General features: G+C 42.3%; 12 protein-coding genes. 2 read left to right on the top strand and 10 right to left on the bottom strand.

The annotated features are described in order from the left end of the window. Positions 1-140 precede the first annotated feature (140 nt). From minC to HWQ40_RS08625, 3 genes are all read right to left on the bottom strand, one after another. Complete coding sequence (gene minC, locus HWQ40_RS08635) at positions 141-1,154, bottom strand: septum site-determining protein MinC (RefSeq protein WP_292776635.1); 1,014 nt, start codon at positions 1,152-1,154, stop codon at positions 141-143. 188 nt (positions 1,155-1,342) lie between these two features. Continuing rightward, the gene (locus HWQ40_RS08630) at positions 1,343-2,665 is read right to left on the bottom strand and encodes a four-carbon acid sugar kinase family protein (RefSeq protein ID WP_292776633.1); all 1,323 of its coding nucleotides are present in this window, start codon (positions 2,663-2,665) and stop codon (positions 1,343-1,345) included. Positions 2,666-2,721: 56 nt separating this feature from the next. Further along, on the bottom strand, positions 2,722-3,384 hold the full coding sequence (locus tag HWQ40_RS08625) for a hypothetical protein (RefSeq protein WP_292776632.1): 663 nt from the start codon (positions 3,382-3,384) through the stop codon (positions 2,722-2,724). Positions 3,385-3,793: 409 nt separating this feature from the next. Here HWQ40_RS08625 and HWQ40_RS08620 point away from each other — a divergent pair, with 409 nt between their 5' ends. Next, on the top strand, positions 3,794-4,948 hold the full coding sequence (locus HWQ40_RS08620) for a Fic family protein (protein ID WP_292776630.1): 1,155 nt from the start codon (positions 3,794-3,796) through the stop codon (positions 4,946-4,948). 174 nt (positions 4,949-5,122) lie between these two features. On the opposite strand, the gene HWQ40_RS08615 is transcribed toward HWQ40_RS08620, so the two are convergent. Continuing rightward, the gene (locus tag HWQ40_RS08615) at positions 5,123-5,617 is read right to left on the bottom strand and encodes a DUF29 domain-containing protein (RefSeq protein WP_292776628.1); all 495 of its coding nucleotides are present in this window, start codon (positions 5,615-5,617) and stop codon (positions 5,123-5,125) included. Positions 5,618-6,319: 702 nt separating this feature from the next. Here HWQ40_RS08615 and HWQ40_RS08610 point away from each other — a divergent pair. After that, entirely contained in the window at positions 6,320-7,459 is a 1,140-nt protein-coding gene (locus tag HWQ40_RS08610) for a Gfo/Idh/MocA family oxidoreductase (RefSeq protein ID WP_292776626.1), read from the top strand. 206 nt (positions 7,460-7,665) lie between these two features. Here the strand turns inward: HWQ40_RS08610 and HWQ40_RS08605 are convergent, their stop codons facing one another. The 6 genes from HWQ40_RS08605 to HWQ40_RS08580 form a co-directional block, all read right to left on the bottom strand. Continuing rightward, the gene (locus HWQ40_RS08605; RefSeq protein ID WP_292776624.1) at positions 7,666-8,955 is read right to left on the bottom strand and encodes a Glu/Leu/Phe/Val dehydrogenase; all 1,290 of its coding nucleotides are present in this window, start codon (positions 8,953-8,955) and stop codon (positions 7,666-7,668) included. 713 nt (positions 8,956-9,668) lie between these two features. After that, entirely contained in the window at positions 9,669-10,184 is a 516-nt protein-coding gene (locus tag HWQ40_RS08600; protein ID WP_292776623.1) for a GNAT family N-acetyltransferase, read from the bottom strand. Positions 10,185-10,334: 150 nt separating this feature from the next. Beyond that, positions 10,335-10,859, bottom strand: a complete 525-nt coding sequence (locus HWQ40_RS08595; RefSeq protein WP_292776622.1) for an N-acetyltransferase — start codon at positions 10,857-10,859, stop codon at positions 10,335-10,337. Between the two features lie 385 nt (positions 10,860-11,244). After that, positions 11,245-12,387 carry a beta-ketoacyl-ACP synthase gene (locus HWQ40_RS08590; RefSeq protein ID WP_292776621.1) on the bottom strand — a complete coding sequence of 381 codons (1,143 nt, stop codon included), beginning with the start codon at positions 12,385-12,387 and terminating at the stop codon, positions 11,245-11,247. A 96-nt stretch (positions 12,388-12,483) separates the two neighbouring features. Further along, positions 12,484-13,284, bottom strand: a complete 801-nt coding sequence (locus HWQ40_RS08585; RefSeq protein WP_292776619.1) for a peptidylprolyl isomerase — start codon at positions 13,282-13,284, stop codon at positions 12,484-12,486. 124 nt (positions 13,285-13,408) lie between these two features. Continuing rightward, entirely contained in the window at positions 13,409-13,978 is a 570-nt protein-coding gene (locus tag HWQ40_RS08580) for a photosystem I assembly protein Ycf4 (RefSeq protein WP_292776617.1), read from the bottom strand. Between the last annotated feature and the right edge of the window lie 964 nt (positions 13,979-14,942).

Below are 14,942 nucleotides of genomic sequence, written 5' to 3'. Positions count from 1 at the left end.
TATAAAACAGTAAATTGCAGTATAAAGTATGAAGTATCGTATCAAGTATGAAGAAATATCTGTTCTCCCTGATCAGGGTGAGGCATGAATATTTGTTTTATTTCATCCTTACTTATATACTTCATTCTTTAAGTAAATATTTATGGCTCTTGATTGCTCTTGGTGAATTGGTTTCTGGAAAAATCAGTCGCCCTAGCGATACGAATTCCTTGGGGCGTAATATGTGCCACCTCTGGAGAAAACTGCATTGGCGGTTTTTCTGGTGCTCTAGCTACAGCATCTGCGATCCGCAGTTGAGTTGGTTCCATTTGCAAGGCCATAATCAGACACTCACTATTGCCTCCAGCCCCAGCATGAGCAATTCCACGCAGACGACCCCAGATAATAATATCTCCATCTGCAATTACAATACCACCTGGATTTAAATCTCCCAAGAGAATTACTGTCCCAGGATGACGAATTTCTACTCCAGAGCGGACTGTCATTTCTAAATAGAGGGCATCTTCTTGGGGGATCGCTGTAGCTGTTGGCTCGGAACTCAGGGAAGTTACGGGCTGTAATTGTTCTACAGAATACCCAGATGTCACGGCAGCGATCGCAGTTTGCCGCCGACTTGTCGAGACAGATATCAGTCGGAGTTGGACTTCACTCAAAGCCTCGGCGAGTTCTTGGAGTTGTCTGGCATCTACCAAACGGTCTTGTGCCATTAAATGCACAGGTGTATTAGATACACGGAAGCGCTCGCCTGCACTCAGACGTTGCCTTATTTGTTGCCAAATATCAGACCAAGTGAGTTCTGAGGCAGATACTTGAGATTCCGAGGGCAAAATTAATAAAAGTCGTCCCTCCTTACTTTTTAACTGGACTTGACTATTATCATTTACACGATGCCCTGGTAATGCTAACTCATCGGGATTTAAGTCAGTCAGGATAAAATCCGATCCGGCATCAGTATTTGACTCTACATCTGGGTCAGCAGGATTTGACTCTACATCTCCAAGAACAGTATTTGATTTTAAATAAAGGAGAACAGATTTTAACTCAGCATCCGGGAGAATAGAATCTGACTCTACATCAGAAAGGATAGAGTTTGATTCTGCATTAGGAAGTGCAGAATTTGACTTTAGATTGGGAATCACAGAATCAGAAGTCATACAGTACTAGCCAAAAGACAACAAATTTTCAATTTTGGGTCGCACCTTTGGTGCGCTGACAGCGCAACTTGGATTTTGGATTTGTGTCACTCACACAACGATCAGCTCAGTAACCACAAGGGGTGTTGGCGTAGCGGAATATTAGTCCGACATTAACCAAAAGACTCTTTAATCTCAAATCTCAAATCTCAAATTGGCACCGTCAACCTCTGATAAACTGTCACCAAGGCATCAGCATCGCCGACATTACCTGGAAACAGCACCACAGGCAAATCAGGAAACTGGGGATGATCGGATGACGTTAATATCATTGAACAACCAGCTAAAATTTGACCTAGTAAACGGGCTGAAGTTAAAGCTAATCCAGTACTCAAGACATCGTTTGAAGTAATACCACCCTTGCTGATTAAAAATCCGATATCAGATGGTAAAGCCCGTACAATATCCATCAATAAACCTGAAACCTTAGTACCAAACTCCAATCGTGTCTTGACATCTTTAAAATTCAGTTCCTGACGGCTAGTATAAACTACTAATGTTTTGCCAGCTTCGTGTACCGCCCGTGTACTTTCTTTGATTTCGGTTAGCAATGCCGCAGATTGATTTGCATCATCAAGTAATCGCGCTACATTCACTTCGATTCCTACAGTTCCCTCTACTTGCAACAGCGCCTCTAATTGCTGAGTAGTCTTTTTCACATGAGAACCAACAATCACCGCACCTGGTTTGCCTTGGCGCACGTACTGCGCCATGTTTTCGGCGGCAATGGGTTGGGGTGGTAAAGCGGCTAAAGCCGTTAAAATACTTGCTGCACTGCGAAACAGAAAGCGTTTCCCTTGACTTGCAGCTGCTAATATATCTACTGCAAAGCGGTTGAGATCGGCTTGAGTTTCACCATCGACGACAGCGCACTGATTACCATGAAGTTGTAACAATCGTTCCAAACTACCAGCACGAATATCAGCTAGGAGAAACCTTTCTACAGCTTCGGCACTAATTCGTCCTTGAGTCTTTTCTTCGACGTACTTGGGTAAGTAACTGTGATGATAGCTGAAGACTGAATCACGGGCAAATTCGGTTTCATGGACTGGGGTGGGTACACCGCCAATAATTAAGTAATGCACGCTATCGCGGGTGATGCGTCCGCCGTCAAAAAATGCTGGTACGAGAAAATGAGCATCAAAGGGGCCAAGTTCTTGTGCGATCGCATCTGTTTCAATAGGATAATGTCCCCGCAAAGTAGAATCAGAACGGCTGACAATCAGAAAATCGTCGATTCCTTCAGCATTCAAAGCGATTTTCAGGTTCTGGCAAACTTCTTTAGTGACAGATGCAGCTGACTCTGGCGTTAGCGATCTAGTATTAGTCAGCACAAAGAAAATCGGCGAATCATCCTGCAACCCGGTGCGTAAAGTCTCCACATCCCAGTGCATTAGCAGCAAGCAGCTGTGGACTGTTTGAGAACCTGTAGGGTCATCATCCAGGACAATTATTTTGGGTTTGTTGCTCATTTAAGTCAACGGGGCGATTGTTTTCTGGGAAATTTATCAACAGAGGTAATCTCTACTCAGCCTTTCTGCAATTTTCTGATTTCTGCTTGGACATCGATCGCAATTTGCAATGATTGATTTAGCAGTTGAGCATATTCGCCTGCTTGATTACTAACTTGTAAAGCTCGCAGACTGGCTAAATTATTCACAAATAACTCTTGGTTATTAGCAAGCAATTTTTTATTATCTCGCAAAATTCGTTCCGTTTTCAGAGCGCGGACTAAATCTTCTCTAATTAGTTGCAAGGCGGCGGTTACTTTATCTCGGTCATGAATACTGCTTTCTACGTTTCCTGATGCTGCCAATTGGTCATTAATATCGATGGCAGCAACCAGGTCATGATATTTATCAACTTCATCTAAAAGTATTGTCAGTCCTTCAGGACAGGTTAATTGTCGCCACAGCCATCGCCCGACTAATATCGGCATTGGCACTAAAATTAGTAAAAGAATTCCTAGTCGAATTGAAGAACCAATTGTTGGCAGAATAATAAACGCGTAAACAAAGCCCACAATTATTGGCGTTAACGCCAACGTCACCAGCATTTCACTGATAAAAAACCCTAATCGCTTTTTGCCATCTCGCAAAACAGAAGGTCTAAAAACATCTTCTGGATCGAATCCAGTCAAACGTCTTAGTTCCCCCTTACTAATTTCCAAGCCTATTAAGTCCGGCTGCACGTCTGCATACTCCTATGGAAACCCAAGTTGCGTATTCACTCTCTGGGGATTAGACTTTAACCACTATTTCTACGTCCACCAGAGACGTTGTGTTCTCAGTATTACAAATGGATGGCTTTTTACGCACCCGTCCAGAAAAAAGAACTGTGTGAGCTATTTCCTGAGATTCAAACACGTTTTACTGAGCGCGTTGGCTGATAATGTACGCAGCGAGTCTAGCAAAGCTATAGCAAGTATACTGACCACTTAAGAAATTCAGCCAAAAGGAATGCGGTTGGTTGCTGTTTACTCTATTAGGCGTAATCTTTCATCATATCATGTAGAAGAAAAAAATATTCTTTATTATTGATAACAAGCAATATTCGATAATATGGATTAAAAATCTTCTCTTGTGAATGGAATCGATAATATGGTTGATACCCATAGAGCAGGTAAATACGTAGAGCAACTTGCTGGATACAAAGCTTTTATACCTAATCCTTTGCCGCCTAAACCTAAATTATGTATTGACGATGAAATGTTTGAACTTTTATCACAAGCAGATAGAGCGTTAGGTCGTTTAGATGGCTCGACAGACGCTTTACCTAATCCTGACTTATTCGTGTTTATGTATGTTCGTAAAGAGGCAGTATTGTCAAGTCAGATAGAAGGAACACAAGCTTCTTTAATAGATGTTCTTGAATTTGAATCTCGTACAGTAGAACCAGACAACCCGCAAGATGTAACTGAAGTTGTCAACTATATTGCAGCAATTAATCACGGACTCAAAAGATTAGAAAATAATTTTCCTTTATCACTGCGATTGATCCGTGAAATTCATAAAGAATTATTGAGAGAAGGTCGAGGTTCTGAAAAAGGGCCAGGAGAGTTTCGTCACAGCCAAAATTGGATTGGCGCTGGAAAATGTTCTTTAAAAGAAGCTACTTATGTTCCACCTCCACCTCATGATATGCAAGAAGCTTTAAGTAATTTTGAGAAGTTTTTACATGACTCTGCCCCAATGCCAGCTTTAATTAAAATTGGATTAGCTCATGCTCAGTTTGAAACAATTCACCCTTTTGAAGACGGCAACGGAAGAACAGGACGTTTGCTAATTACTTTTTTGTTATGTGAAAAAAATATATTAAAACGCCCATTGTTGTACATATCTTATTACTTCAAAAAACACCGTTTACAATATTACGATTATCTCCAATCTATAAGGGATACTGGGGATTGGGAAAGCTGGCTTAAGTTTTTTCTAAAAGGTGTATATGAAGTTGCTCAGGAAGCATCTACTGTTGCTCGTCAAATAGTTAATTTAAAAGAGGAACATCGTAGAATAGTAATAAAAGAAATCAGCAGTCGCAAGTCAGGAAGTGCTATAGCTTTACTTGAAAAACTTTATTTCCAACCAGTTTTTAATATGGAAGTTGCTCAAGCAATTACCCAATTATCATATGCTAATACTAACAATTTAGTCAAAGAATTATGTGCCATAGGAATTGTGCAAGAAATTACCGGAAATAAACGTAACCGAGCTTTTACTTATGGCCCATACCTATCTATTTTTAACGAGCGCTAACAAATAAGGATTAGTATTTCATATTTGGCAAGATTTCTACATCCTCTAATCCTTTGTTAGGAGAGTTACTTAAGAGGATTTACAAAAGTTTTGCGATGCCATTCGTTTAAGTTGAATTCTCAACACTGGGTCAGTGAGGCATTCTTGCAGGAATTGGTCGGGTGGGGATTCATTTTAATCGGGTTTACCGTGATGATTGTGGTTGTATTCAGCAAACCAGTTTTTATCTAAGATTTGTTCTAAAGAGCCAATGGGTATAGAGGGGAATATGTCAATGGCAAGTTGACAGCGATCGCTTGCTTCTGTTCTTGCATCTTGATAACATTTATCAAATATTTCTAAGATGTAAGGCTTAAGACTAGGACTATCTTTGAGTTCATCCTTAATCTCTCTACGGAATGTCCTAATTTCACCTTTCCAGTGCCCTTCATTTCGCTCTCGTTCCACATTCCAGTATGTGAGCTTAAGCAGATATTCAAAAAGTCGAATTAACAAACTTTTCACCGTTCGCTTCTGGCTCCTGCCCATATCTTCCAACTCTTCAATTAAGTTATTTAAATCCACAGATGAAAACTGACTAGTGCGAAGTTGGTTGATGGTTGTCCTGAGCCAAAGGTAATAATCTTGGTCATATAAAGTCTGAGTTATTGGTTGTATTTCGATCACCATACACTTGTTAAACTCCTATTGTTTGTATTATACACTGTGTATTTTATACACCAATTTTGCTTCAGGTTGTGAATACTCAAAGTTGCCTCCAATCTCTCACCAAAATGAAAATATTCCCTGTGACACCATCATAATAAAAAAAGTTTAGTTGTTGGTTGATTGATTATATAAGCGACTGGTCTGTAGGGAAATCTTCAGTTGGTGTTCCAGGTTGGGATCGTAGCCTTGGGCTGCTAATGCTCCATACTCAGTATCCATCATGCCAAGGTTATGAATTTCAGTTAGAGTGCAATACCAGAAATATTCCTTAAGTTTGAACTAAAGCTTACTGAAAGAATGAGGTTTTAATTTACCAAGTCACTGAGAATATACGAGATATCATTCATCAACCTCCAAATTCTCAGCCTTAGAAATTGATTATTAGTGAAGGGAAAAGATAGCTAAAACTAAAGCAACAGACATTCTTTCATTAATTGAAGCAGATAAACAGTTATCCATAACTTGCACGTAATTAACGCTATGTGCGACTTATTGTTAAAACCCCGCTTCCATTCCTCTCCCCGAAACAGAGAGAGGCTTTGATTCTTTCTCCCCAACGCTAGTAGGGAAGGGGTTGGGGGTTAGGTTTGAGAGTAAAGTTGCACATGGCGTTAATTAGGGCATTAAAATTACCAAGCTATTCATTCATCATGAGGTATAAAAATGACTGCTACAAATGATCAGCGTAAAATTCGTTATGCCGTTGTTGGTTTAGGTTGGTTTGCTCAAGAAGCCGCCTTGCCTTCCTTTATCCACGCCGAAAACTCAGAATTAGTCGCACTGGTTTCAGATGACCCCACAAAAAGCGAAGAACTGAGCAAAAAGTATGGTATTGAGCATACTTACTCTTACGAGGAGTATGAGGACTGTCTGGCAAGTGGCGAGGTTGATGCAGTTTATATTGCGCTGCCCAATCACTTGCATTGCGACTACACTGTGCGGGCTGCTAATCAGGCAATTCATGTGTTATGTGAAAAGCCAATGGCAGTGACAGAAGAAGAGTGTGAGGCAATGATTAAAGCTGCCAATGACAATAATGTGAAGCTGATGATTGCCTACCGCTTACATTTAGAAGAAGCCAATTTACAAGCAGTCGAAATTTTGCGCTCAAAGCAAATTGGTGAACCACGAATTTTCAACTCGGTTTTTACTCAGCAAGTAGAAGAAGGCAATATTCGTTTACGAGATGTCACAGGTGGTGGCACGCTCTATGATATTGGCATCTATTGCATTAATGCTGCACGTTATCTCTTTCAAGATGAACCAATTGAAGTATTTGCTGTAGCTGCGAATAAGGGAGAAGAACGCTTTAGCGAAGTGGAAGAAATGGCTAGCGTCATCTTGCGTTTCCCCAATGAGCGATTGGCAACATTTACCTGTAGCTTTGGAGGGGCAAGTGTTTCGACTTATCAAATTGTAGGTACTCAAGGCGATTTGCGAGTAGAACCTGCTTATGCTTGGCAGGGAGAACTGAAGCATTACCTAACAATTAATGGTGAAACCCAAGAGCGTACTTTTGAGGATCACGATCAATTAGCAGCTGAATTTACCTACTTCTCTGATTGTATTCTGCAAGATAAAGACCCAGAGCCATCTGGTACGGAAGGATTGATTGATGTTAGTATCATTCAAGCACTTTATCAGTCAATTGAAACTGGTCAACCTGTGCAGATACAAACTCGCGATGCCTGCGGCGGTAAACTACGCCATCAACGTCCCACATTGGCTCAAACTATTGAGCGTCCTCCTGTTGAGGAGACACCAGACTTGATTCATGCTGCTGCACCTTCTGGTGAGTCATAAAGTAGCTTTAAAATATCCTTGACCAAATAATATTAGCTTGGTGAGACAAGTTACTCTGAGTAGTTGGTTAAAGGTAGGCAAACTTGGGCGACAGTGTAGTAGTCATGTTATAGCGATCGCTCAAAAAAAGGCAGATAAATCACTGTCGGTTCAAGTAAAATTACTGCCGACAATGATTTATTCTGCCCCATGAACAACTAAAAAAACTAAGGATAAAGACCTCTGTCAGTTAGTGCCTGAGCCACTCTACCTACCCCCAGTGTGTAAGCTGCTAACCTTAAAGAAATTTGGCGCACCTCCGACTGATGAATCACCTTGCGGTACGCTTGTACCATCAAATGTTCCATTTCGCGGTTGACACGCTCCTCATCCCAAAATACGTAAGACAGACCCTGCACCCACTCTAAATAACTGACTACTACACCGCCAGCATTTGCCAAAATATCGGGTAGCACTATCACACCCCGCGCCTCTAATGCCAAGTTAGCCTCAAGAGTAACCGGGCCGTTAGCTGCTTCTGCTACAATCTGCGCCTGCACCTGATTCACATTTTCTTCAGTGATTTGATTCTCCAAAGCCGCTGGTATTAAGACATCACAGGGTAAAGTTAATAAATCTGCATTGCTAATTGGTACAGATTGTGGGAAGCCCACAATACTCTTGCGATTTTCAGCGGCGTAGACTTTCAACTTGGGAATATCAAGACCAACTTCAGAGAATATTCCCCCAGCACCAGTTGAAACAGCGATAATTTTCGCCCCTGCTTCATATAATAATTCTGCTGCGGCACAGCCGACGTTACCGAAACCCTGAATAGCTACTCGCACTCCTGCCAAGGATTTACCTCGATCTGCTAGCGCCTCACGTACAGTAATCATCACGCCACGTCCAGTTGCCATTTCTCGCCCTAGAGAACCACCAATCGAAAGGGGTTTTCCAGTTACAACTCCTGGTACAGCATGACCAATATTTACAGAGTAAGTATCCATCATCCAAGCCATCTCACGGGCAGAAGTACCCATATCTGGCGCAGGAATATCTACGGAAGGCCCAATATCTTTAATCAACTCACTGATATAACGGCGGCTGATTCGCTCTAATTCACCAACACTGTAGCGTTTGGGATCTATAGCAATGCCACCTTTCCCACCACCGTAAGGAATACCTAACAAGGCACATTTCCAGGTCATCAGCATTGCTAAAGCGGATACTTCCCGCAGTGTCACAGCGGGATGGTAACGAATTCCACCCTTGTATGGGCCTAAGACATCAGAGTGCTGTACCCGATGTCCGGCGAGAACCTGTATTTCCCCATCATCTAGCTTCACGGGAATGGAAACCGTGACAACCTTACGCGGGTGGCTGAGAATTTCTAACAAACCCTGATTTAAATTTAATTCTTTCGCTGCCGCTTCTAAGTAGCTACAAGCTTGGTCAAATGGACATATATGCGCTGGAGAAGCAGTTTCCGCCAACAACAAGGATTTTGAAATCATAAAATTTTCTCCTAATCACGGTATCTTTACGAACCGGATATCATCTGTACTTAAGCTTATCCTTTTTTTTTTGGAAAAATAACAGTTTTGTAGTTTTTGTTACAGTTTTATATTGTACATCCTGCTTTGTGTGCAAAGCAGTATACGGCTACATTCACTCTAGACAATTTAGATTTTCTCTAGTTCGCCCAGTTTCTCGGATGTTGAAATTGCTTCATATTGTCATCAACCTAAGAAACCTAGCCTTCAACTGGAGTGGCTTTTACCTCCTTATCTTTAACCCGAACTCAGGTTGGTTACGATCGCCTTATCTGGCGGATTCCGCCAGATAGCTCAATGGCTGCGATCGCTCTCCATAAATAAAGGCGCCGCACTCAGTCGCCTTTTCCTGTAAGAAATTGATCGCTTCCCTAGTTTGATCCACCCTGTGGTTCTGGTGCATTTGTTCTAGGAGAGTAGTTTACTGCTGTAGGCATCGCTTCGCACCGTTGATTGCCTACTTCCTCTAAAGTTGCTATGAAAGGCTTTGCCTGTAATGAGAATTGGCTTGTTAGCTGCCGATGATGTAGGCTTTGACAAAATCTATAAAAAAGGCGATCGCATCACAGTGCGATCGCTTTTTGATCTAGTTTGAACGAAAAATCATCGTTTCAGGCACTTGAAATAATCAAATGTACAAAAAGCCTTGCAATATCGTAACCAGATGAATTTCTTCATCCACTATGAATAATGCTATCGAGTTGGAGTTCAAGATAGATAGTTTTAAATCCGCTGTTGTTTGGAGATTCACCAATTTGGTAAAAACCGCGTTTGAGATAAAGCATCCGGGCTACATACGAAGAGGGATGTTCCCAAGTATACAACCGTAAGTACCTTTTTGCTTTTGCTTGTGCTAAGTCGATGGTAAAGTCTAATAGCTCTTTTCCAATTCCTTTTCCTCGAAATCGTGATGCTACACAAAACCAGCCTAACCAGTCAGCTTCTTGTTCGTCTTCGCTTTTGCAGTATAACCCAGTTAGCCCAATTACTTGGAAAGATTCCTCATCGATAGCAACCCAGTAATTAAGTTGGGTAATTCTACTGGTTGAAAACCATTGAGCATATTTATCTCGATATAAACTTGCCACCAGCGATTGCCCATTACTACTATTACTCACGCCTGGGAAAACTTCCTCTCTTAAGTGAATTGCTTGCTCCAAGGTTGCTATCGATAATGATTCAATGTACATAGCACTAGTCACTCAAACTTACAAGTAGCCATACCTATATCTAGGCTACTATCTCAATTAATCTGTAAATTTTTCGGTGAGCAGGCAGACTTAAGTGGGAACCATTATTGCTGCCATTCTCTCTCTTCATCCCGAAGAACTAATTTTACCCTAGCTTTCATACCTAATTTGCTTTTCCTCTTTGAGTTTGTTTTTTTTCCTAGTTGAGCATGGCACCAAATCGAAACGAAATACGAGCAAGTCCTGAATCTGAATGCTGTTTTCGTAACTTGGCTCCGGTAGATACCAAAAGTAGTCCTGGCGCACATGATCCATCCGAAATCCGCACTTTTGATAAAAAGCAATGTTGGCGATACTTGAATTAGACGTGCCGACGAGTATCTGCCTCTTGCCGCGTTGCCTCGCCTCTTGAATCAACCAAGCAACGAACTCCTTACCTAAACCCTGCCTTTGAAACTCAGGGGCTATACCAAGTTCCATAATTTCGCAGGGGTCGCTGCGCCATTTCATCGTTGCTGCACCAACCAAGTGTTCGCTGTCGTCCATGCGATATACAGCATCAACGAGGTTAGCAAGCCCCCATCGCAGTGCACGCTCCGATTGTTCTGCCAATAGTAGTATTGGAATCAGCGCTTCAAGTTCGTCGTCACGAGCTTGTCGAATAGCAATCGCCATTCATATTCCTTTTTAATCACAATTTATTTTTCAAAACTATAGTACCAAGTTGAATTAATCGATATAAACCAGGAAAAAGTAAATTAATCATCTAATAGTAGATGGGCCAGCCGATTTGTCTAAGGCCAGCAGAGCAATATTATTTAGAGCTGATTTAGCTGTAGTTCCCTGTCAGATCGCAGAGTTAGAATTTACAGTCTGCCAGTGACGCTGTGCAATTAATTAGGCAAGCTCAGTCTGTGCGTGGTGGTGCTTCAGCAAACCAATCCTAAAGAACTGACAATCAGCTTATCCCGAACTCAGGTTACTTAAAAAGTAGATTTTGAACGTTTTAGGTTTTTGACTTCAGGAGGCGACAAGGGAGCTAAAGAGCACACACAAGTTTTTACCTTGCTAACGCGATCGCAGCATTCTGTCCCCCAAAGCCAAAACTCAAACATAATACCTGCCGAATTTTACTTAGACGTGCTGCTGTCACGATATCTAAATCAAACTCTGGCTGCTGCAATCCGAAACAAGGTGGTAATATTTGATGCTTTAGCGCCATGAGAGAAAAAGCTACACCTAAAGCTCCAGATGCCCCTAATGTATGACCTGTGCTTCCCTTGGTGGAACTAACTGCCACGCCTTGGGGAAACAAACGCTGGATTACCATACTCTCCATCTGGTCATTTAGCTGGGTAGCTGTGCCATGAGCATGAATGTAATCGATATCGGTTGGTGACAGACAACTACGTTCTAGACATTGTTTGATAGCAGCGATCGCACTTTTCGCTTCAGGTTCTGGTGAATTACTATGATATGCGTCGTTAGTTAAGCCAAAACCGAGAATTTCACCATACACTTTTGCTTGACGCTGCTTTGCAAACTCTGCTGATTCTAAGACAAACACAGCTGCACCTTCACCCAACACTAAGCCTTCCCGATACAAATCAAAGGGATAAGCCCCAGTTTTCGCCAAAGCACCCATTTGCTGAAATCCAGCTAAAGTTAGGGGTGTAATCGGTGCTTCCACTGCACCTGCGATCGCTTGTTGACATTGCCCAGTTTGTATAAGTAAAGCTGCTTGGGCAATAGACCAAATTCCAGTAGCACAAGCTGTCATCGGTGCCAAAACTATCCCCGATGCACCGATTTGCCTGGCAGCTGCGATCGCATTGATATGAGGTAATATACCTAGCCAATTTCCAAAAGAAGACACAGGAAAATTCTTCGCGTTATACATTTGCCGCGCCAGCATTTCCCAAGAGGCTTGATAAGAGCGACTTGATCCAATGACTACAGCACAATCAGCTAAAGGTGCAACTAACCCAGAATCTTGTAAAGCAGAAGCAACAACCATCTGAGTTAACATTGTCAACTCAGATGGTTGTTGACCAATCAAACCTAGAGGAAGTGGTGTAAGTTCTGGAAATGGTTGATGTAACCGAATTCCAGACTTACCTGCGATTAAATTTCGCCAGCTATCCTCTAAGCTTCCACCCAAAGCGGAAACTAGACCAATACCAGTAACAACAATTTTGACCAATTTAGGAGTTAGGAGTTAAAAGTGAGGAGTTAAGAGTAGGAGTTTTTTTACTACCGCCCTCGCCCCCTTCCTCCCCTGCTCCCCTGCCTCTTACTCCTACTGTCCAGGCGTTTTCAGGTTTTCAGCACCTTGGGTGACTTTAGCAGAGTCAATGCGATCGCCTTGCTGAATTTTGTTTACTACATCAAAGCCTTGAGTGACATTGCCAAACACGGCGTAGTTACCATCCAAAAATGCTAGATCCGCCAAAGCAAAGTAAAACTGGACAGAAGCTGAATCTGGTGATTGCGATCGCGCCATCGCTACTGCACCTTGTTTATGGGGCAATACGACAGCTTGAGCAGTAGCATCAAATGGTTTATTGTAAATCGGAGTATCTGAACCTTTGGGCTTAACTTCTAAAGGTATATAACGAGCATTTCCCGTTTTTGGGTCAATATAGCTACCTGTTCCCAGTCTATCTGCTGGAACTTTCGGGTCTTTGCTTTGAGGATCGCCCCCTTGAACTACAAACGGTTGGGGTTCGCGCACAACTCGATGGAAAGCTAAACCATCGTACACACCCTTTTGCACTAAATCTACGAAGTTGCCAGCTGTAATGGGGGCATCAGTGCCGTCTACTTCGATAGTAATCGGCGAACCTTTAACCGTGATTACCACAGTAGCCTTGCCTTCTAGTCTTGGTAAATCTGTTATTCCAGGAATACTCTCACTAATAGTTTGAGATACAGAAGTTGCTTCAGTAGTTGTCTTGGTGCTTGCCTCGCCTGTGGCCGAGGCAGCTGTCGAGTTTGGAGAAGAGCTATTAGAAGCGACTTGCTGTGTTGAACATCCTCCCAACATCAAGACACTGATAATCACAAGAGAAAGTAAAAATTGTGAAATTTTTAACCGCATTGCCTGTTACCGATTTAACCAGAGTATCTTATCGTTTTGAGGGGCATTGGGCATGGGGCATTGGTTATTGCCCTTGTCCCCTTGTCCCTTTGTCCCCAATCCGCAATGCCCAATGCCCAATTATTTAAAGTCCTTCTAACGATACTCCCAAAAAGCGGGCTAACTTTGCGCCTTCTGTTTCCAACTCTGTTAAAGATAAGGGTTGTCCAACCCGTGTTAAGGGTATATCTCGCCGTCCCTTAATGCGTAGATAGAGGGCACGACGGGGATTAAGACCTTCTTTTACGTCTATTAGTACAGATTGCACATTATCTATGCGGCTATCAATCTCAATTCGGCGGTTTTTGCCAGGAAACCCCCAGCGGAAGATTTTGATTGCGCCAGTTTCCCGATCGAATTCGTTGTAACCGCCTCCAACATCCAATAAAATCACTAACCACAGGTATGTGGCTAATAGCAAGCCAGCAGTACCATATAACCCCATCACTAATCCTTGGGGAACGAATACCAGTTGAGTTGGATCGGAAACTATGAGTAAATTAACTTTTAAATAACTGGATATTCCAGCCAATAAAAAGCCGCTTGCTCCCAAGGTAACGATAGTTGCCCACCAGTAGTTACTGAACCGACGAGAACCGAGAACATTTTGGTGCAGGAGGCGATCGCCTTGGTTAATCGTTGTTGATGTCGTCATTGAACTACCATTGCCCGTGAGATACTCGCTGTCACATACTCGCACACTGAATGCTTTTGCATAGAGTGGTGGGTTCCTGTGCCAATCCGGCTATTGCTTAGGAGGCACCCAGAGCTATGTTTGAAGTCCACCGGAACCCTGCCGCAGACTATGAATTTTTTACCCTGTACTCTACAAATTTTACTGTCCCGGATAATGCTGGCTTACTTGTACTACGGGACAAACCACTTAGGCTATTTGTATTTAGTCAAGATATGCCAACTTCCCTTCTCCTTGTCTAACGTTTCACATAGGTTTTCCAGAGGTGTATCAACGACCGTGGCGGCGAAGTGACTATCTGCATTTTACCAAACATCGTAGACAAAAACTCAACTGCGCCCTTCCATGTTCCTGCTACCGATATAATTTTTTAGGGAATGTTGTACTATTTTTTCACTCAATGGCTGATAAAAATTCTTTCTCCCTGCCCTTCTGCCCCCCTTATTCCCTGCTACCCTCTCCCTGCCTATTTTTGAACTCTTGAAATGAGTTACCTACCTACGTCTATCTACATTAAATTTTTTCAGATTTCTGAGAAAAGTTGTGTCAAATTGTAAAATTTCTGATATTCATATTATTTATAAGGTTCGTGTTTCATGCCTAATTTGCTTCTGTGTATCAGGCAAAAACCCTGAGTAGTGTGATAAGTTAAGAATCATTAAGTTACCACAAGCTAGATTACTAGCCGATGGTACGTGTAATGTCATAACCCTGAGAAATAATGACTTAACTAGTCAGCAAGCTCTCAGAATCTCAGTTGGTTGAAAGCAGTTGAGATTGTCAAAAAAACGTTAATTCCTCACGGCAGTCGGTTACACTGGCTCTCCGTACAGTCTTAGAAACGTTGCAATTTTAGTAAAAAAAGAGGATTTTGCTCTAATGACCATCGCAGTTGGACGCGCCCCCAGTAGAGGGTGGTTTGACG

Origin of the sequence: Nostoc sp. NMS9 (assembly GCF_017114995.1) — a bacterium.
Taxonomy (GTDB): Bacteria; Cyanobacteriota; Cyanobacteriia; order Cyanobacteriales; family Nostocaceae; genus Nostoc.
Note: the sequence above shows the minus strand (reverse complement) of the source record. Positions and strands in the feature narration are given on the sequence as shown.

What these genes read in the sequence shown, in the direction of transcription:
- minC (WP_292776635.1), bottom strand. Translation starts at nt 1,154, where the DNA reads ATGACTTCTGATTCTGTGATTCCCAATCTAAAGTCAAATTCTGCACTT.
- HWQ40_RS08630 (WP_292776633.1), bottom strand. Translation starts at nt 2,665, where the DNA reads ATGAGCAACAAACCCAAAATAATTGTCCTGGATGATGACCCTACAGGT.
- HWQ40_RS08620 (WP_292776630.1), top strand. Translation starts at nt 3,794, where the DNA reads ATGGTTGATACCCATAGAGCAGGTAAATACGTAGAGCAACTTGCTGGA.
- HWQ40_RS08615 (WP_292776628.1), bottom strand. Translation starts at nt 5,617, where the DNA reads ATGGTGATCGAAATACAACCAATAACTCAGACTTTATATGACCAAGAT.
- HWQ40_RS08610 (WP_292776626.1), top strand. Translation starts at nt 6,320, where the DNA reads ATGACTGCTACAAATGATCAGCGTAAAATTCGTTATGCCGTTGTTGGT.
- HWQ40_RS08605 (WP_292776624.1), bottom strand. Translation starts at nt 8,955, where the DNA reads ATGATTTCAAAATCCTTGTTGTTGGCGGAAACTGCTTCTCCAGCGCAT.
- HWQ40_RS08600 (WP_292776623.1), bottom strand. Translation starts at nt 10,184, where the DNA reads ATGTACATTGAATCATTATCGATAGCAACCTTGGAGCAAGCAATTCAC.
- HWQ40_RS08595 (WP_292776622.1), bottom strand. Translation starts at nt 10,859, where the DNA reads ATGGCGATTGCTATTCGACAAGCTCGTGACGACGAACTTGAAGCGCTG.
- HWQ40_RS08585 (WP_292776619.1), bottom strand. Translation starts at nt 13,284, where the DNA reads ATGCGGTTAAAAATTTCACAATTTTTACTTTCTCTTGTGATTATCAGT.
- HWQ40_RS08580 (WP_292776617.1), bottom strand. Translation starts at nt 13,978, where the DNA reads ATGACGACATCAACAACGATTAACCAAGGCGATCGCCTCCTGCACCAA.